A 19,009-nucleotide genomic window follows, 5' to 3' on the forward strand; every position below is an offset into this window, starting at 1 on the left:
AAAATGGACGAACAACTTAAGCAAAGCGCTCTCGCCTACCACCAGTTTCCGAAACCCGGCAAGATCTCGGTTACGCCCACCAAGCCGCTCTCGAACCAGCTCGACCTGTCGCTCGCGTACTCGCCGGGCGTCGCCGCGGCCTGTATGGCGATCTACGAAGACCCGCTCGACGCCCAGAAGTACACCTCGCGCGGCAACCTGGTCGGCGTGATCACGAACGGCACGGCCGTGCTTGGCCTCGGCAACATCGGCCCGCTCGCCGCGAAGCCGGTCATGGAAGGTAAGGGCTGTCTGTTCAAGAAGTTCGCCGGCATCGACGTGTTCGACATCGAACTGTCCGAGTCCGACCCGGACAAGCTGGTCGAGGCGATCGCCATGCTCGAGCCCACGCTCGGCGGCATCAACCTCGAAGACATCAAGGCGCCGGAATGCTTCTACATCGAGAAGAAGCTGCGCGAGCGCATGAAGATTCCGGTTTTCCACGACGACCAGCACGGCACGGCGATCATCGCGTCGGCGGCGATCCTGAACGGCCTGAAAGTGGTCGGCAAGAAGCTCGACGAAGTGAAGCTGGTGTGCTCGGGCGCGGGCGCCGCGGCGATCGCGTGTCTGGATCTGCTGGTGAACCTCGGCCTGTCGAAGAAGAACGTGCTCGTCACGGACTCGAAGGGCGTGATCTACGAAGGTCGCGGCAACCTCGATCCGTCGAAGGAACGCTACGCGGCGAACACCGAAGCACGCACGCTGGCTGACGCGATTCGCGGCGCGGATGTGTTCCTCGGCTGCTCGAGCGCGGGCGTGCTGAAGCCGGAAATGGTCGTCGAGATGGGCACCCAGCCGCTGATTCTCGCACTGGCCAATCCGGAGCCGGAAATCCGCCCGGAAGAAGCGAAGAAGGTGCGTCCGGACTGCATCATCGCAACCGGCCGTTCGGATTACCCGAACCAGGTCAACAACGTGCTCTGCTTCCCGTTCATCTTCCGTGGCGCGCTCGATGTCGGCGCAACCACGATCACGGAAGAAATGAAGCTCGCGTGTGTGCGCGCGATCGCCGAACTGGCCGAAGAAACCGACCAGGGTGATGAAGTCGCGAAGGCCTACGAAGGCCACTCGCTGGAATTCGGTCCGGAATACCTGATTCCGAAGCCGTTCGATCCGCGCCTGATCATCAAGATCGCGCCGGCTGTCGCGCAAGCGGCCATGGACTCGGGCGTCGCGACCCGTCCGATCAAAGACATGGACGCGTACCGCGAAGAACTCGGCACGACCGTGTACCGCACCGGCATGGTGATGCGTCCGGTGTTCCAGGCGGCCAAGTCGGAGCCGGCGCGCATCGTGTTCGCCGAAGGTGAAGACGAGCGCGTGCTGCGCGCCGCGCAATTCGTGCTGCTGGAAAAGATCGCCAAGCCGATTCTGGTCGGCCGTCCGTCGGTGATCGAGATGCGTCTGAAAAAGATGGGCTCGAAGTTGAAGTGTGGCGAAGACTTCGAGGTCGTCGATCCGGAAGACGATCCGCGCTATCAGCAATGCTGGCAGGCGTATCACGAAGTCGGCGCGCGCGAGGGCGTCACGCCGGACGTGGCGAAAGCCGCCATGCGCAAGTTCAACACGCTGATCGGCGCGATCCTCGTGCGCCTCGGCGAAGCCGACGGCATGATCTGCGGCATGATCGGTCAGTACCACGCGCATCTGAAGTTCATCGAACAGGTGCTGGGCAAGGCGGAAGACGTGCAGAACTTCGCCGCCATGAATCTGCTGATGCTGCCGGGCCGCAATCTGTTCATCTGCGACACCTACGTGAACGAAACGCCGACGGCCGAGCAACTCGCCGACATGACCATGCTGGCCGCGCGCGAAATCGAGAAGTTCGGTATCACGCCGAAGGTGGCGTTGCTATCGAACTCGAACTTCGGCAGCGCGCCGTCGTCGTCGTCGCAACGCATGGCGGCGGCTCGCAAGCTGATCGCGGAACGTGCGCCGACGCTGGAAATCGACGGCGAAATGCACGGCGACGCGGCGTTGTCGGAAGCGGTGCGCAAGGCGGCGTTCCCAGGCACGACGCTGACCGGCGAAGCGAACCTGCTGATCATGCCGAACGTGGAAGCGGCGAACATCACGTACAACCTGCTGAAGATGATCGGCGGCGAAGGCGTGACGGTCGGTCCGTTCCTGCTGGGCGCGGAAAAGCCGGTGCACATCCTGACGCCGGCCGCCACCGTGCGCCGGATCATCAACATGACGGCGGTGGCGTCGGCCAACGCGCGCAAGCGGGTGAGCGCGCAGTAATTCAGGCATCGCCATGAGAAAAGGCGGCGGTCCGTGAGGACCGCCGCCTTTTTATTTCAAACCTACCCGATCAAGCCGCGTGCTGCGTCTTGCCGGCTTCCGGCGAACGCCAGCGCGTCAGCAATTCGTTCCACTTGACGCGCACGCCCTTCAGGTTGTTTTCCTTCACGTGACCGTAGCCGCGGATACCGTCCGGCAGATTCGCCAACTCCACCGCCAGTTCACGCTTCTGCGTGGTCAAGCCGCCGATCAGCTCACGCACCAGTGCTTCGTACTCGCCGATCAACGCCCGCTCGGTGCGACGTTCTTCCGTCTTGCCGAACACGTCGAACGCGGTGCCGCGCAGGAACTTGAACCTGGCGAGCACATGCATGGCGCTGAACACCCACGGGCCGTACTTTTTCTTCACCAGATGGCCGCGCGCGTCTTTCTTCGAGAAGGTCGGCGGTGCGAGGTGAATATGCAGTTTCCAGTCACCTTCGAAATTTGCCTTCAGCTTTTCGATGAACGCCGGGTCGCTGTACAGCCGCGCGACTTCGTACTCGTCCTTGTACGCCATCAGCTTGTGCAGATTTTTCGCGACGGCTTCGGTCAACGGCAACTGGCTGTCGATCGAATCGAGCGCCGATTCCGCCACCCGCACCTGCGACACTAGCGCGCGATAACGGTCCGCATACGCGGCGTTCTGCCATGCCGTGAGGTAATCCGCGCGCTTGTCGATCAGCGTGTCGAGCGCTTTCGGCGTGTGCAGCGCGATGATCTTGCTGCTCGCCGTTTCCTCCTTCGCGCCATTGCCTTGCGCCTGCACCAGCTTGCGCACGGCGGCCAGATCGTGCGCGGCGCGACGGCCCCACTCGAAAGCCGCGCGGTTCTTGTCGACCTGCACGTTGTTGAGTTCGATCGCGCGCATCAGCGACTGATGCGTCAACGGCACCCAGCCGCGTTGCCATGCGTAGCCGAGCACGAACGGGTTCGTGTAGATCGCGTCGCCGAGCAGCGCGAGCGCGAAGTGATTCGCGTCGACCGTATCGACACCGTCCTCGCCCGCGCCGGCGCGCACGTCGGCTTCCGTGCTGCTGCCCGGGAAGCGCCAGTTCGGGTTCTTGATCAGGTCGGCGGTCGGCGTGTGCGCGCTGTTCAGCACGACGCGCGTGCGGCCCACCTGCATGCGCGACACGCATTCGTCGCTGGCCGTGACGATCGCGTCGCAGCCGATCACGAGACTCGCCTCGCCCATCGCGATGCGGGTGGCGTGGATGTCGGCCGGTTGCTTCGCGATCTGCACGTGGCTCATCACGGCGCCGCCCTTCTGCGCGAGGCCGGTGACGTCGAGCACCGTGACGCCCTTGTTCTCCAGATGCGCCGCCATGCCGAGCAACGCGCCGATCGTGACCACGCCCGTCCCGCCGACGCCCGTCACCAGCACGCCGTACGGACGGTCCATGGACGGCAGGTCGGGTTCCGGCACCGGCGGCAGGGTGTCGCCGGCGGCGCCCGAGGCGGCCTTCGGCTTACGCAACTGACCGCCTTCCACGGAGACGAAGCTCGGGCAAAAGCCGTTCACGCACGAGAAGTCTTTGTTGCAGGTCGACTGGTTGATCTGGCGCTTGGTGCCGAACTCGGTGTCGAGCGGTTCGACCGACAGGCAGTTCGATTTCACCGAGCAATCGCCGCAGCCTTCGCAGACTGCGTCGTTGATCACCACCCGGCGTGCCGGATCAGGATACGTACCGCGTTTGCGGCGGCGGCGCTTTTCGGTGGCGCAGGTCTGGTCATAAATCAGGATCGTGGTACCGGACACTTCGCGCAGTTGACGCTGAATCTCGTCGAGCTTGTCGCGGTGGTGAATGTCGATACCCGGCGCCAGCCCGACGTTCGCCGAATATTTCTCCGGCTCGTCGGTGACGATCACGATCTTGGTCGCGCCTTCGGCGGCGAGCTGGTGCGTGATCTGCGGCACGGTCAGCACGCCGTCGACCGGCTGCCCGCCCGTCATGGCGACCGCGTCGTTATAGAGAATCTTGTAGGTGATGTTGACCTTCGACGCGATCGCCGCGCGAATCGCCAGCAGCCCGGAGTGGAAATAGGTGCCGTCGCCGAGGTTGGCGAACACGTGCTTGTCGTTGCTGAAGGGCGACTGGCCGACCCACGCCACGCCTTCGCCGCCCATCTGGCTGAAGGTGCTGGTGCTGCGGTCCATCCACACCGTCATGTAGTGGCAGCCGATGCCGGCCATGGCGCGCGAACCTTCCGGCACGTTGGTCGACGTGTTGTGCGGGCAGCCCGAGCAGAACCACGGCTTGCGTTCAGCTTCGACGCGCGGCCGCGCCAGCGCTTTTTCCTTCGCTTCGATCACCGCGATGCGCGACGCGATACGCTCACGCACGTCCGACGGCAGATCGAACTTGTCCAGCCGTGTGGCGATCGCCTTGGCGATGATCGCGGGCGACAGTTCGTAATGCGCCGGCAGCAGCCAGTTGCCCATCGGCACCGACCATTCGCCGCCCGCGCCGTCTTTTTCGTCGAACTTGCCGAACACGCGCGGACGCTGCGCATCCGGCCAGTTGTACAGCTCTTCCTTGATCGCGTATTCGAGAATCTGGCGCTTTTCCTCGACCACGAGAATTTCGTCGAGGCCCTTCGCGAAGGCATGCGCGCCTTGCGCTTCGAGCGGCCACACGCAGCCGACCTTATAGAGCCGGATGCCGATGCGCGAGCAGGTTTCGTCGTCGAGACCGAGGTCGGTCAGCGCCTGACGCACGTCCAGATACGCCTTGCCGCCGGTCATGATGCCGAAGCGCGCATGCGGCGAATCGATTTCGACGCGGTCCAGCTTGTTGGCGCGCACGTAGGCGAGCGCCGCGTACCACTTGTAGTCGAGCAGACGCGCTTCCTGCACCAGCGGCGAATCCGGCCAGCGGATATTCAGGCCGCCCTCGGGCATGGCGAAATCTTCCGGCAGGATGATTTTGGTGCGGTGCGGATCGATGTCGACCGACGCCGACGATTCGACCACGTCGGTCACGCACTTCATCGCGACCCATAGGCCGGAGTAGCGACTCATCGCCCAGCCGTGCAGGCCGAAGTCGAGATATTCCTGCACGTTCGACGGGAACAGCACCGGCAGGCCGCAAGCCTTGAAGATGTGTTCGGACTGGTGCGCGAGCGTGGAGGACTTGGCCGCGTGGTCGTCGCCGGCCAGCACCAGCACACCGCCGTGCTGCGCCGAGCCGGCCGAGTTGCCGTGCTTGAAGACGTCGCCGGAACGGTCGACGCCGGGGCCCTTGCCGTACCACATCGAGAACACGCCGTCGTATTTGGCGCTGGGATACAGATTGACTTGCTGCGAACCCCAGACGGCGGTGGCCGCGAGGTCTTCGTTGACACCGGGCTGGAACACGACCTGATGCGCGGCGAGATGCTGCTTCGCTTTCCACAGGGATTGGTCGAGTCCGCCGAGCGGCGATCCACGGTAGCCGGAGATGAAACCGGCCGTATTGAGTCCGGCTGCGCGGTCGCGTTCCTGCTGCAGCATCGGCAGACGCACCAGCGCCTGGATGCCGCTCATATACGCGCGGCCGCGTTCGAGGGTGTATTTGTCGTCGAGCGTGACGGAAGACAAGGCAGCTTCGAGCGAGGCTCGCTGACCTGCGTCTAGCGGGGCATTCATTATGTGTACTCCTCCAACCAGTTTGGGATCACCAAAACTTTTTGGGCCTCGGCATCTTTTGAATGCGTGTGCCCGGGGTCGCCATATTGACGTGTTTTAAGTGATGGTAGCACTGGTGAAAACCCGCCGCAGTACGCCAAAAATGCTGCACTGCAAGGGGTTTGGCGCATCGATGCGCTGCGCATTACGACACGCTGCAATCTTCGACGTCAGGCATGTAACAAGCTGTAAAAGCTACAAATTCGCGGAACCGTAGTTGAAAAGCCTGTCTAACACCCCACCTGCGAGCAATGTCAGCGCAACGCTTCGCATTCGGTGGAGCTTCACGACAGCAGGGCAGTTAGAAAAAGGAGTACGCATGAACACGAGAAACATCCAGACCTTCCTGATGGTATCGGCCGCTTTTTTCGCCATGAGCGCACCTGTCCGCTCGAGTACGGGCAGTGCGGGGGCCTTGTCGAATGCGGTGACCCGTACGGCGCAAGTGGCGCCCGCGAGCATCGCCATGGAACGCGTGACGCGCTCCAGCAAGGAAGACGAGGAAGACCAGAATTCGTGATGTACCGCTTAGGGTGGTGTGTCGATGCCGATAGATAACTAGCCGTTATATGCGTTAAGAGCACGGAGCAAATGAAAAGGGCGGGGATCGCGAGATCCTCGCCCTTTCTTCTTATCGGTTGCACGCGGTTTGCCCGCGCACGGTCACATCAAGCCAAACCCGGCCGTCAGGCCTTGTCCTGCACCACGCCACGGCGAATCTGATCCAGCTCGATCGATTCGAATAGCGCCTTGAAGTTGCCCTCACCGAAACCCTGGTTGCCCTTGCGCTGAATGATCTCGAAGAAGATCGGGCCGATCTGGTTCTCGGTGAAGATCTGCAGCAGCAGATCGTCCGGCAAACCGTCGATCAGAATTTTGCGTTTGCGCAGTTCGTCGAGCGGCTCGCCATGGTTCGGCACGCGGCGATCGACCAGTTCGTAGTAAGTGTCGATCGTATCGAGCAGCGAAATGTTCGCGGCGCGCAGACCATCCACGGTGCGGTAGATGTCGTTGCTGCCGAGCGCAATGTGCTGAATGCCTTCGCCGCGATACGCGTCGAGATATTCCTGAATCTGGCCGGCCGTTTCCGAGCCTTCCTCGTTGATCGGAATCCGGATCTTGCCGCACGGCGAGGTCATCGCCTTCGACTTCACGCCCGTCACCTTGCCTTCGATGTCGAAGTAACGCACTTCGCGGAAGTTGAACAGGCGCTCGTAGAACTCCGCCCATTCCTGCATGCGGCCGCGATGGACGTTGTGCGTCAGGTGGTCGATGTAAGTGAGGCCGTGACCGACCGGGTTCGGGTTCGCCCCCGGAATCGGTTCGAAGTCGACGTCGTAAATGTCGATGTTGCCGATGCTGCCCGCGTCCGCGCCGTTCTTGCCGCGCCAACGGTCGACGAAATAGATCAGCGAATCGCCGATACCCTTGATTGCCGGAATGTTCAGTTCCATCGGGCCGGTCTTGTTGTCGAAGCCCCAAGCGCCTTTTTCCAGCGCCTGCTGGTAGGCCTTGGCAGCGTCCTGAACGCGGAACGCGATGGCGCAGATCGACGGACCGTGCAGGCGTGTGAAGCGTTGCGCGAACGAATCCTGTTCGCCGTTGACGATGAAGTTGATCTCGCCTTGGCGATACAGCGTCACGTTTTTATGGCGATGCCGCGCGACGGCGGTGAAGCCCATCTGTTCGAACAGCTTGCCGAGCGCAACCGGATCCGGAGCGGTGTATTCGATGAACTCGAAGCCGTCGGTGCCGACGGGATTGTCCCAAGTTGAAACCTGCATGGTCTGTCTCCTGATTCCTGAAGTGCGCCGGCGCGTTGTGCGAGTGGGGAAGGGGATTTGAGCGCGACTCGGATGACGCCAGTGTAAAGGCGTCATCACGGCGAAAACTTGCGAAATAAAGCACGCATGGATACGCTGGCGCTATTTTCTAGCGCAATAATTTATGTGGAAGGAAGAAAATGGCCGATATTGAGATGGACGCCATCGACAGGCGCATTCTGGCGATCCTTCAGGAGAATGGTCGGCTGTCGAATCAGGAAATCGCCGAATGCGTGAATCTGTCGCCGAGTCCTTGTCTGCGGCGGATTCGGCGGTTGGAAGAATGCGGCGTGATTCGTGGCTATGTTGCGTTGCTGGATGCGCAGCGACTCGGGCTCGACCTGCTCGCGTACGTGAACGTGCGGCTGGAAAAGCGCGGCGGGCCGGCGCCTCGTCCGCGCGGCGACGTCACGCACGCGGATCAGTTTCGCGCGGCGGTGCAGACATGGCCCGAAGTGGTCGCCTGTCACGCAATGACCGGCGACATGGACTATCTGCTGCGCGTGCAGGTGGCGGATATGGCGCATTTTTCCCGCTTCATGCAGGATCAACTGCTGCATCATCCGTCGGTGATCGACGTCAAGACGAGCTTTTCGCTCGACACGATCAAGGAGACAACGGCGCTGCCTATTTTGTAAGCGCGGCGCGAGACCGCCGCCACCGAGCGGAGAAACGCGCGGGCCAAACAAAAAGGGCAGCCATTGGGCTGCCCTCTGTCATTGCGCCGAAGCGTTTGCTGCTCAGGCCGCGGCGGCCGTCGGCATAAACGATTCGAACAGTTTCGACGCCTGACGCGCCTGGCGCTTCATTGCATAGTCGAACACGGCGGCCTGCTCCTGCAGCATCTCGGCGATGATGCTCGATTGATCCGCTGGCGTCAGCGTCAGATAAGCATCGGCTTCGCCATACGCGTATTCGATCTTCATGCCGGCCTTTTTCGCGATGTGCATCATGGTCGAGTTGCGCGACAGGCAGTGCATGTACAACGTGGTGATGTGCGTATTGCGGCTGCGGATGGCGGCGCGCTCGAACAGCTTAGAGCCGATACCCTGGCCGCGCACGCTTTCCAGCACGGAGACGCCGAATTCGGCGGTGCGCTTGTCGCCCTCGGCCGGCAGATACGCCAGATGGCCGACGCCGGTGAGTTGCAACTGGTTGTTGAACACGCCGAAGACCGTGTCGCGCGTGAAGTCGATCGCGCGGACGTAGTTTTCGATCACGTGGTTCGGCACGATCTGGCCGAAGCGCAGCAGGCGGTCGTCTTCGCCAAGCGCGAGGAAGTGGGTCAGCAGCCGCTCGCGGTCGACCGCGGTGAGTTCACGGACCAGAGCAGGCGCACGACCGGCAGGTTGCAACAACGGATCGTGCGGAACGATCTGCTCAGCAACGTGGGGTGTAATCAGGTTCATGGCCGGTTCTCCTTGGATCAAGCGGCGTGGTGCACCGCAAAAATCATTTTAACGGAAAGCCGACCTCGATCCTAGGGAAAACCCGTATCTCATTTTGAGTTAAACGCCTAAAAATATTGCGCCCTATTTTTAATGCGTTGATTCATAACAAAAAATAAAATGAACGAGCGTTCATGACGAAATGCCGAGCGTACGCGGCCGCAAGCGTTTATTTCATATGAATATTGCTGCTATGCGCCATCAGGCGGGTGCCGAGCTCAATCCGTGGTCCACCATGTTGACCACCTGCTCGGCGAATTCGGTGTAGTTCATCCGGCCGTCCGGCTTGAGCCAGGTGAAGGTCCAGTTGATCATGCCGAACACCATCATCGTTAGCGCGGTCTGGTTGTCGCGCGTGGCGCGCTCCGGATAAGCGCGTGCCAATTGCCGTGCAAACGCAGCGACCACGTCGCGCTGGCGGTTCAGGATCACCTCGCGCTGGGTGTCGACCAGATACTTCACGTCGTTCAACAGGGCCACGTGCCGGCTATGCGACGTCTCGTACTCGGACAGGAACGCGCGAATCAGTTCGGCGAAGGTTTCCCGCTCCGTCAGGCCGCGGCGTTGGCTCGAGCCTTCCACCTCGGCGATGATCAGCATCAACCGCTTCGTGTAGCGGTCGAGCAGATCGAACAGGATCGCTTCCTTGCTCGCGTAGTAGTGGTACAGACGCGCTTTCGAGGTGCCGCTCGCGGCGGCCAGATCCGCCATCGACGTGCTCGGATAGCTGGTCTGGGCGAATTTCGCCGCGGCGAGTTCCAGAATCTGTTCGCGCTGGGTTTCGTGGTCGGGGGCTCGGGTGCGGGCCATGGTCGTTGATTGTATTAGTGTGGACAGGGAGCGAGCACCGCGCACAACTCCAGCGTGCGCCAGGCGTTCGCATCGCCGCGCAGCCTGATGCGCCGGGTCGAGGACAACTCGCGCAAGCGCCACAGCACCATGCTGTCGCTGACCAGAAAGCCCAGTTCGGCGGCCATCAATTCGGCGGCGATGTGTGCGGCGGGCTGCCAGCCGTCGGCGATGTGTTCGAGAATCAGCGCGTCCAGATCGGCGAAATGGCCGCTCGTGAACGTGTTGTCGCGCCAACGCCGGGTTTCGCCGTTCGCGTGTTTGACTTCCTGCCATTCGAGCGCGAGCCGGCTGATGCGCAGCACGGAGATCGGCGCCGCGTCCGGCAAACGCGCTTGCAGCACATCGGGCGCGAACATGCCGACGGACGTTGCGTGATCTTTGCGACTGTGCGCCCATGCGCCCGGATCGGTGAGATCGCGAACCGACAGACGCACTTCGTTCAGCCGCTGCGGATTGTTGCGCAGGTAATAGCAGACGCGACGCAGCATCAACTGATCGGCGGCGCTTTCGCCGTGCCAGACCACCAGGTTCGCTTCGCCGCGCGCAATCGCGTCCAGCGCCGAGCCCTGCTCGCGGAATTCGCGCGGGAAATCGCGCTTCGTGTCCGCGCTGACCCGCTCCCAGAAGTCCGCACGCACGTCGGGCGTGTCGTCGACGCCGCGCAACGGGCCGACCGCCAGATCGTCGCGCAGCGCATGCACGCGATCGTCGCGGCCCGCCTGCTGCAGCGCGGTGCGCAGTGACTCGGCGGCGACGTCGCCGTTGGTGAGGTGGATCGTGCTCATCGGCAGTGGCTTCGGCAGTGGACAAAAAAGGGCCGCTCGACGACCGGAACAGGTGTCCGATCGTGAGCGGCCCCTAGTGTAAGCGGATCGTGGAATGGCTCAAAGGATTGCGGGCGTCGTTCCTGCCCGCGCGCCGTGCGCGCTTTACCGTTCGTCGTAGCTCACCACCACGCGATCGCTGATCGGATGGCATTGGCAGGTCAGCACGAAGCCATCGCGGATTTCCTGCTCTTCGAGCGTGTAGTTCTTGTCCATCTTCACTTCGCCTTCCAGCACCTTGGCGCGGCAGGTGCAGCAAACGCCGCCCTTGCACGCGTAAGGCAGCGCGAGGCCGGCCTTTAACCCGACATCCAGCACGCTGACGCCCTGGTAAGGCAGGCGCAGCTTGCGCCGTTTGCCGTCGAGCACGATCTCCAGATCGGCGGCGGGGGTGTCTTCGGTGATCTCGATGGCCGGTACACCCGCTTGCGGCAGCGGCGAACCGAAGCGCTCCACGTGGACCTTTTCCTGCGGCACGCCGGCGGCTTTCAGGGCGGCTTCGGCGGCGTCCATCATCGGCGCGGGGCCACAGATAAAGGCTTCGTCGATCGCGTCGGCGGGCAGCAGATTCTCGATGAAGGCCGCGCACTTCTGCTGGTCGAGCACGCCGTTGAACAGCTCGACGTCCTGCAGATCGTCCGACAGCACGTGGTACAGCACGAAGCGGTTCATGAAGCGGTTCTTCAGATCCTCGAGCTCTTCCGCGAACATGATCTGATCGACGCTGCGGTTGCCGTACACCAGCGTGAACGTGCTGCGCGGCTCGATTTCGAGCGTGGTCTTGATGATCGCCAGCACCGGCGTGATGCCCGAGCCGCCCGAAAACGCCAGGTACTGCTGGCCCTGATCGGCGTTCAGATGCGTGAAGAAGCGGCCGTCCGGCGTCATGACGTCGATCGTGTGGCCGGGCTGCAGCGTGTCGAATGCGAAGTTCGAGAAACGCCCGCCACGCACACGCTTGATGCCGATGCGCAGTTCGCCGTCGCGGTCGTAATCGGTGACGCCGACGCAGATCGAATACGAACGGCGCGTTTCCTCGCCGTCGAAATGCGTTTTCAGCGTGACGAACTGGCCCTGCGTGAAGCGATAGTGATCGCGCAGTTCGACGGGGACTTCGAAGGCGACCGAGACCGCGTCGGCGGTTTCGGGCCGTACTTCGCGGATACGCAGCGAATGAAATTGCGGGGTGGCCATATCAGTATGGTTTGAAGTAGTCGAAGGGTTCGCGGCAGTCGATGCAGCGGTACAAGGCTTTGCAGGCGGTCGAGCCGAATTGCGCGAGACGCTCGGTATGCGCCGAGCCGCAGCGCGGACACGACGGTGCGGGCAGCGCGCGCGGCACGAAGCGCATCACTTTTTCCTGCGGCGCCGCGGCCGAGCCGCAGTTGCCGGTGGGCGGCGCGATGCCGTAGGCGCGCAGTTTTTCGCGGGCGTCGGCGGTCATCCAGTCGGTGGTCCAGGCGGGCGCGAGCACGGTGGCGATCCGATACGGCGTCAGTTCCGCGACGTCGAGTGCATGCGCGACGTCCTCGGCAATCTGCGACATCGCCGGGCAGCCGGAGTAGGTCGGCGTGATGACGACTTCGAGCGTGCCGTCGGCGGCGCGGCGCACGTCGCGCAGAATGCCGAGTTCGCGGATCGACACCACCGGGATTTCCGGATCGGGCACCGTTTCGAGCACGGCCCACGCGCGATCGAGCGTGGCGTCGGTGCTGTAGGTGGCGGTCGAGGTCGTCATCGTCGATTTACCGTTGGGTTAGGTCGCTTGGGTTAAGCCGCGCGGGTCAAGTTGCCTCGCTTAAGCCGCTTGGCTTGAGTCACATTACCAGGTGGCGCCGGGATGCTGGCGCGCGAGGCTCTGCATTTCGGCCAGCACGAATCCCATGTGCTCGGAATGCTCGCCGTGCTTGCCGGTCGTGATGTGCTTGACCGCTTCCGGCAGGCTCAGCGTGGCTTCGTCGAGCGTGGCGCGCACGTCGTCGAGCCAGGCGGCTTCGAGATCCGACGTCAGCGGGCCGATGCCGGCTGCCGCGATCGTTTCCTCCACGGCGTCCGCGCTGAAAAACTCGCGGGTGTAGGGGACCAGGTAGTCGAGCGTGGCTTGCGCGCGGCGGTGCGATTCCTCGGTGCCGTCGCCGAAACGGATCAGCCACTCGCTTGCGTGATGTACGTGGTAGCTCGTTTCCTTGATCGACTTCGACGCGATCGCGGCCAGTTGCTCGTCCGGGGACGCGGTGAGCGCCGTCCACAGATGCACCATCAACGTCGAGTACAGGAAATTGCGCACGATCGTGACCGCGTAATCCTTCTCGGCTTGCGCCGTGCCGCACAGTGGACCGACATGCGGCAGCTCGGCGAGCGTGTAATTGGCGAATTCGCGCTCGGCGCGGAAGTACGCGTAGTCGTCTTCCGTGCGGGTCTTGCCGGTGAGCTGCTGTTCGAGCGACGCAGCGTGCGTGTACAGCAGGCGCGCCTGGCCGATCAGATCGAGACTCATGTTCGACAGCGCGATGTCCTCTTCGAGGATCGGGCCGTGACCGCACCACTCGCTATTGCGCTGACCGAGAATCAGCGCGGTATCCGCAAGGCGCAGCACGTATTGGAGATGTTGAGGCGTGATGTCCATGGCCGCGCTTACATGTGGTTGACTTCGTCGGGGAGCGTGTAGAACGTCGGGTGGCGATAAATCTTGTCGCCGGCCGGTTCGAACAGCTCCGCCTTGTCTGCCGGCGAAGACGCCGTGATCGCCGAAGACGGCACCACCCAGATGCTCACGCCTTCCTGGCGGCGCGTGTAGACGTCGCGCGCCATGCGCAGCGCCATCGGCGCGTCGGCGGCGTGCAGGCTGCCGCAGTGTTTATGGTCGAGTCCCTGCTTGCTGCGCACGAAAACTTCCCAAATCGGCCATTCCTTGTTCATTGCTGATCTCCTGATGCTTTGTCTGGCGGGCCGCGCGAATCAGGCGGCGTGCTGTTGCGCGCGCTGGCGCTGTTTTTCGGCGTGGGCGAGGGCGGCTTCGCGGACCCACGCGCCGTCGTCGTGAGCTTTGACGCGGGTGGCGAGGCGCTCGCGGTTGCACGGGCCGTCGCCGTTGACGACGCGCCAGAATTCTTCCCAGTCGATGTCGCCGTAATCGTGCTGACCGCGCGCTTCGTTCCATTTCAGGTCCGGATCCGGCAGCGTGACGCCAAGCACCTTGGCCTGGTCGACGGTGGCGTCGACGAATTTCTGACGCAGATCGTCGTTCGAAATACGCTTGATGCCCCATTTCGACGACTGATTGCTGTGGATCGAATCCTTGTCGCTCGGGCCGAACATCATCAGCACCGGCCACCACCAGCGGTTCACCGCCTGCTGGACCAGTTCGCGCTGCGCTTCGGTGCCGGCCATCATCGACATCAGCGCGTCGAAACCCTGGCGCTGATGGAACGACTCTTCCTTGCAGATGCGGATCATCGCGCGGGCATACGGACCGTACGTGCAGCGACACAGCGGAATCTGGTTCATGATCGCGGCGCCGTCCACCAGCCAGCCGATCACGCCGACGTCCGCCCAGGTGGGCGTCGGGTAATTGAAAATGCTCGAATATTTGGCTTTGCCCGAATGCAGCGCGGCGATCAGCTGGTCGCGCGAGACGCCGAGCGTCTCCGCCGCGCTATATAGATAGAGACCATGGCCGGCCTCGTCCTGCACCTTGGCGAGCAGAATCGCCTTGCGCTTCAGGCTGGGCGCGCGCGTGATCCAGTTGCCTTCCGGCAGCATGCCGACGATTTCCGAATGCGCGTGTTGCGAGATCTGCCGAACCAGCGTTTTGCGGTAAGCCTCGGGCATCCAGTCCTGAGCCTCGATCTTGCCGTCGGCGGCCATGACCGCATCGAATTGCGCCTGCTCGGGCGAACTCGCGCTCGCATCCAGCGGGGCGACATTGCCGGGAATATCCAGGGATTGCGTGTACATGGGGACGCTCTCTGCGGAAGTTGTCTGTGTGCGGACAGTATAAACCAACCGACCGGTCGGTTAATAAATTTTTTGAGACAGACTGTCAGTGTTGATAGGGGGCACGATTTCCGAGGGCGAAGGTCGTTTCGACGGAGCCGATGCCCCGTGCCGACACTTAACCTATAAAATTGCGAATTGGCCGCGATTTGCGGCCTTCCTGCATCCCCCGGTACTCATGTTACGTCTAAGCGAAATCAAACTCCCGCTCGATCACCCCGATAGCGACCTCGACGCCGCCGTCCGCGCGCGCCTCGTGGAACTCGGCGTGGCCGCTGACGGGCTCATCCGGTACACCGTGTTTCGCCGCGCGCACGACGCCCGCAAACGCGCCGACATCAAGCTCACGTACATCGTCGATGTCGAGGTCGCGGACGAAGCCGCCGCGCTCAAGCGGCTCGCCGAGGTGCCGCATTGCGGCGTGACGCCTGACATGGCGTACCGGTTCGTCGCGAAGGCGCCGGCGCAGTTGAGTGTGCCGCGGCCGGTGGTAATCGGCATGGGGCCGTGCGGGTTGTTTGCCGGGCTAGTTCTGGCGCAAATGGGTTTCCGGCCGATTATTCTCGAGCGCGGCAAGGCCGTGCGCGAGCGCACCAAAGACACGTTCGGGCTGTGGCGCAAGTCGGTGCTCAATCCGGAGTCGAACGTGCAATTCGGCGAAGGCGGCGCGGGCACCTTCTCGGACGGCAAGCTGTACAGCCAGATCAAGGACCCGAAGCATTACGGCCGCAAGGTGCTCGACGAATTCGTCAAGGCTGGTGCACCGGAAGACATTCTGTTCCTGAGCCGGCCGCATATCGGCACGTTCCGGCTCGTCAGCATGGTCGAAAAGATGCGCGCGACCATTCATGAGCTCGGCGGCGAGGTGCGGTTCGAGACGCGCGTCGACGATATCGAGATCGATCAGGGCAAGGTGCGCGCGCTGAAGCTGTCGACCGGCGAGACGCTGCGCTGCGATCACGTGGTGCTGGCGGTTGGACACAGCGCGCGCGATACGTTCCAGATGCTGAACGATCGCGGCGTCTATATAGAAGCGAAGCCGTTTTCGCTCGGTTTCCGGATCGAGCATCCGCAGGGTTTGATCGATCGCAGCCGGTTCGGCAAGTTTGCCGGCCATAAGCAGCTGGGCGCCGCCGACTATAAGGTCGTGCATCACGCCAACAACGGGCGAGCGGTGTATAGCTTCTGCATGTGCCCGGGCGGCACGGTGGTGGCGGCCACGTCGGAGCCGGGCCGTGTGGTGACGAACGGCATGAGCCAGTATTCGCGGGCGGAGCGCAATGCGAACGCGGGGATCGTCGTTGGCATTACGCCGGAGGATTATCCGGGCGGACCGCTCGCCGGTATCGCGTTCCAGCGCAAGTGGGAAGAGCGGGCGTTCGAGCTGGGCGGCGGTAACTATATGGCGCCGGGGCAACTGGTCGGCGACTTCATCGCTGGGCGACCGTCCACGTCGTTGGGCTCGGTGGTGCCTTCGTATAAGCCGGGCGTGCATCCCACGGATCTCAGCACCGCGCTGCCCGACTACGTGATCGAAGCCATTCGCGAAGCCTTGCCGCAGATGGACAAAAAGATCGCCGGTTTTGCGATGCATGACGCCGTGCTGACGGGGGTGGAGACGAGAACGTCGTCGCCGATCCGGGTGCGTCGGCGGGATGATTATCAGAGTATGAATGTCGAGGGCTTGTATCCGGCGGGTGAGGGCGCGGGGTATGCCGGCGGGATTTATTCGGCGGCGATCGATGGGATCGAGGTGGCGGAGGCGGTCGCGCTGAAGATGGCGGGTGAGTGAGGGGCGGGGCGGCTGGTATTAAGGCGTGGGACGGTGCGGTTGTGGGTGGGTAGTGGGTTGGTCTTGGTCGCAGTGGGTGAGGTTGGCGTCTGAGGCTTGGTGAGCGGGGCTCGATTTCGAGGCCCCGCACCCTGAGTTCGACACCTAGTGTTTAGATGCCGGGAACCCGGAACCCGGAACCCGGAACGCGGAACCCGGAACCTGGCACCCGGAACCCGGAACCCGGAACCCGGAACCCGGAACCCGGAACCCGGAACCCGGAACCCGGAACCCGGAACCCGGAACCCGGCGCTCGACGCCCGGCACCCAAGGCCCAGCACCCAAGGCCCAGCACCCAAGGCCCGGCACCCAAGGCCCGGCACCCAAGGCCCGGCACCCAAGGCCCGGCACCCAAGGCCCGGCACCCAAGGCCCGGCACCCAAGTCGGCGCCCGGACGCCCAGCACCCAAGGCGCGCGCGATCGACCTGGCGTTCGGGCACAATGGACGTTTCGCCTCGAACCGACTATCCGAATGACCCTTCGCACCCTGGCTGCTGCGTGCGGCGCGGCACTGCTTGCCCAATTCGCTGTTTCCCCCACCGTTTTCGCCGCCGATGCCCCCGCGCACTGGGTCGCCGCCTGGGCGACCGCGCTGCAGCCGATTCCGCAGCGCGCGGACTTGCCACCTCTGTATCGTGCGCCGGAAGTCGCCGGACGCACCGTGCGCCAGATCGTTTATCCGACGCTGTCGGGACGGGCCGCGCGAATCCACCTCAGCAACGAGTACGGCAAAACGCCGCTCGTGATTGAAGATTTGCGCATCGCCCGCTCGGCCGGCGGCGCGGCGGCGGTGGCTAATGACGGGGCGCGCGTGACCTTCGGCGGCAAATCTACGGTGAGCATCCCGGCGGGAGGCGAGTTGGATAGCGATCCGGTCACGATCGATATCGCCGAAGGCGCACCGTACGCCATCAGCGCGTTCGTGGGCCCGGAGCAGCGAATCGTGGCGTGGCATCGCGTATCGAGCCAGGTCAATTACGTTTCCGCCCCGGGGAATCACGCTGCGGATGCTTCCGCCGAAGCGTTCCGCGGGCGGTTCACCCAGTACGTGTGGGTGAGCGGGGTATCGGTAGAAGCGGCGACGTCATCGGCCGCGGTCGCCGCCATTGGCGACTCGATCACCGACGGCATGCGCTCCAGCCTGAATCAGAATCACCGTTGGCCGGACGCGTTGGCGCGCCGGCTGGCCGGCAGCAACGACCGGACGACAGCCATCGTCAACCTCGGCATTAGCGGCAATCGGCTGCTGAGCGACTCGCCTTGCTACGGGGATGCGCTCGCCAGACGCTTCGAGCGCGATGTCCTCGGGCGGCCCGGCGTCAAGACGGCGATCCTGCTGATCGGCATCAACGACATCAATTTCGCCTCGATGCCGGCCCGGAGCGGCCTCGACTGCGACTTCCCGCACACCTCGGTGACGGCGCCCGATCTGATCGCGGGGTACCAACGGGTGGTTGCGTCGGCGCGGCACGCCGGCGTGAAGGTGTTCGGGGCAACATTGACGCCTGCTTCGCTGCCGGCGCAGCGGGAGGGCATCCGACTCGCCGTCAACCAGTGGATTCGGACCAGCCGCGTTTTTGACGGCGTCGTGGATTTCGACGCGGCATTGCGTGATCCGGCGCAGCCGGACCGCCTGCAGCGTAACTTCGACAGTGGCGACCACATCCATCCAAGCGATGCTGGCTATGCAGCAATGGCAGACGCCGTCCCGCTGGACGCAGTAGTAAATTCCACGCGCAAATGAGCCGCGGGAAAACATTTCCATCGAACCCTTGTCACATGGCGAATGTTCGCCTAAGATTCGCCTCCTCGTTTGCGAACGAGGGTCGCGGCAGAAACCAGCGGCCGTAGCGTCGACAAAGTTTTAAGCGAAAGCGAAAAAATGTTGTTGACGAAACGAAAAAGAGCCTTCATAATCTCGTTTCTCTGCTGCAGATGCAGCGACGCAGAACGAAGCGGTGCCGGATGGTTGTGAAGTTGGCAGCACGGCGCAGGTTCGGTAGCAAATGCGTATCGATCTTTAAAAATTAACAGCCGATAAGTGTGGGCGCTTGATGCGAGACGCGAGGCGGACTCTCCGGAGTCTGCCGTAAAGCGAAAGTATCAAGTCTCACACAGTAATGAAAGGAAGGTTTGAGTGTCGAAAGACAGTCGAACAATTCGTCAGTACGTTGAGTGAGCGACCGGTTCTTAACGGAACCGAAAAACAGTAACAGGTTTGAACTGAAGAGTTTGATCC

The 19,009-nt window shown here is 62.9% G+C and carries 15 protein-coding genes; 5 read left to right on the top strand and 10 right to left on the bottom strand.

Annotated features, from left to right (window positions below; translation table 11 throughout):
- Nucleotides 1-3: 3 nt before the first annotated feature.
- Entirely contained in the window at nt 4-2,286 is a 2,283-nt protein-coding gene (locus BX591_RS22305; RefSeq protein ID WP_111933476.1) for an NADP-dependent malic enzyme, read from the top strand.
- A 70-nt stretch (nt 2,287-2,356) separates the two neighbouring features.
- Here the strand turns inward: BX591_RS22305 and BX591_RS22310 are convergent, their stop codons facing one another.
- The gene (locus BX591_RS22310; RefSeq protein ID WP_111933477.1) at nt 2,357-5,956 is read right to left on the bottom strand and encodes an indolepyruvate ferredoxin oxidoreductase family protein; all 3,600 of its coding nucleotides are present in this window, start codon (nt 5,954-5,956) and stop codon (nt 2,357-2,359) included.
- 358 nt (nt 5,957-6,314) lie between these two features.
- On the opposite strand from BX591_RS22310, the gene BX591_RS22315 reads away from it, so the two are divergent.
- Nucleotides 6,315-6,515 carry a hypothetical protein gene (locus BX591_RS22315; RefSeq protein ID WP_111933478.1) on the top strand — a complete coding sequence of 67 codons (201 nt, stop codon included), beginning with the start codon at nt 6,315-6,317 and terminating at the stop codon, nt 6,513-6,515.
- A gap of 166 nt (nt 6,516-6,681) precedes the next feature.
- On the opposite strand, the gene hppD is transcribed toward BX591_RS22315, so the two are convergent.
- Nucleotides 6,682-7,779 carry a 4-hydroxyphenylpyruvate dioxygenase gene (gene hppD, locus BX591_RS22320; protein ID WP_111933479.1) on the bottom strand — a complete coding sequence of 366 codons (1,098 nt, stop codon included), beginning with the start codon at nt 7,777-7,779 and terminating at the stop codon, nt 6,682-6,684.
- Between the two features lie 179 nt (nt 7,780-7,958).
- Between hppD and BX591_RS22325 the strand changes: the two genes are divergently transcribed.
- The gene (locus BX591_RS22325) at nt 7,959-8,456 is read left to right on the top strand and encodes an Lrp/AsnC family transcriptional regulator (RefSeq protein ID WP_111933480.1); all 498 of its coding nucleotides are present in this window, start codon (nt 7,959-7,961) and stop codon (nt 8,454-8,456) included.
- A gap of 102 nt (nt 8,457-8,558) precedes the next feature.
- On the opposite strand, the gene BX591_RS22330 is transcribed toward BX591_RS22325, so the two are convergent.
- From BX591_RS22330 to paaA, 8 genes are all read right to left on the bottom strand, one after another.
- Nucleotides 8,559-9,227, bottom strand: coding sequence for a GNAT family N-acetyltransferase (locus BX591_RS22330; protein ID WP_111933481.1), 669 nt, complete (start codon nt 9,225-9,227; stop codon nt 8,559-8,561).
- Between the two features lie 240 nt (nt 9,228-9,467).
- Nucleotides 9,468-10,076: a TetR/AcrR family transcriptional regulator gene (locus tag BX591_RS22335; RefSeq protein WP_111933482.1), complete on the bottom strand. Its 609-nt coding sequence runs from the start codon at nt 10,074-10,076 to the stop codon at nt 9,468-9,470.
- A gap of 14 nt (nt 10,077-10,090) precedes the next feature.
- Entirely contained in the window at nt 10,091-10,903 is an 813-nt protein-coding gene (locus BX591_RS22340; RefSeq protein WP_111933483.1) for a DUF1835 domain-containing protein, read from the bottom strand.
- A 144-nt stretch (nt 10,904-11,047) separates the two neighbouring features.
- Nucleotides 11,048-12,136, bottom strand: coding sequence for a 1,2-phenylacetyl-CoA epoxidase subunit PaaE (paaE, locus tag BX591_RS22345; protein ID WP_111933484.1), 1,089 nt, complete (start codon nt 12,134-12,136; stop codon nt 11,048-11,050).
- Nucleotide 12,137: 1 nt separating this feature from the next.
- Nucleotides 12,138-12,680, bottom strand: a complete 543-nt coding sequence (gene paaD, locus BX591_RS22350) for a 1,2-phenylacetyl-CoA epoxidase subunit PaaD (RefSeq protein ID WP_111933485.1) — start codon at nt 12,678-12,680, stop codon at nt 12,138-12,140.
- Nucleotides 12,681-12,764: 84 nt separating this feature from the next.
- Nucleotides 12,765-13,568 carry a 1,2-phenylacetyl-CoA epoxidase subunit PaaC gene (gene paaC, locus BX591_RS22355; RefSeq protein WP_111933486.1) on the bottom strand — a complete coding sequence of 268 codons (804 nt, stop codon included), beginning with the start codon at nt 13,566-13,568 and terminating at the stop codon, nt 12,765-12,767.
- Nucleotides 13,569-13,576: 8 nt separating this feature from the next.
- Nucleotides 13,577-13,861 carry a 1,2-phenylacetyl-CoA epoxidase subunit PaaB gene (gene paaB / locus BX591_RS22360; protein WP_105510011.1) on the bottom strand — a complete coding sequence of 95 codons (285 nt, stop codon included), beginning with the start codon at nt 13,859-13,861 and terminating at the stop codon, nt 13,577-13,579.
- A 39-nt stretch (nt 13,862-13,900) separates the two neighbouring features.
- Nucleotides 13,901-14,899 (bottom strand): 1,2-phenylacetyl-CoA epoxidase subunit PaaA, encoded by a 999-nt coding sequence (gene paaA / locus BX591_RS22365; RefSeq protein WP_111933487.1) that lies wholly within the window; start codon nt 14,897-14,899, stop codon nt 13,901-13,903.
- Between the two features lie 217 nt (nt 14,900-15,116).
- On the opposite strand from paaA, the gene BX591_RS22370 reads away from it, so the two are divergent.
- Nucleotides 15,117-16,730: an NAD(P)/FAD-dependent oxidoreductase gene (locus BX591_RS22370; RefSeq protein ID WP_111933488.1), complete on the top strand. Its 1,614-nt coding sequence runs from the start codon at nt 15,117-15,119 to the stop codon at nt 16,728-16,730.
- A 512-nt stretch (nt 16,731-17,242) separates the two neighbouring features.
- Entirely contained in the window at nt 17,243-18,514 is a 1,272-nt protein-coding gene (locus BX591_RS22380; protein WP_111933490.1) for an SGNH/GDSL hydrolase family protein, read from the top strand.
- The last annotated feature ends 495 nt before the right edge of the window (nt 18,515-19,009 follow it).

The organism is Paraburkholderia bryophila (genome assembly GCF_003269035.1).
Lineage (GTDB): Bacteria > Pseudomonadota > Gammaproteobacteria > Burkholderiales > Burkholderiaceae > Paraburkholderia > Paraburkholderia bryophila.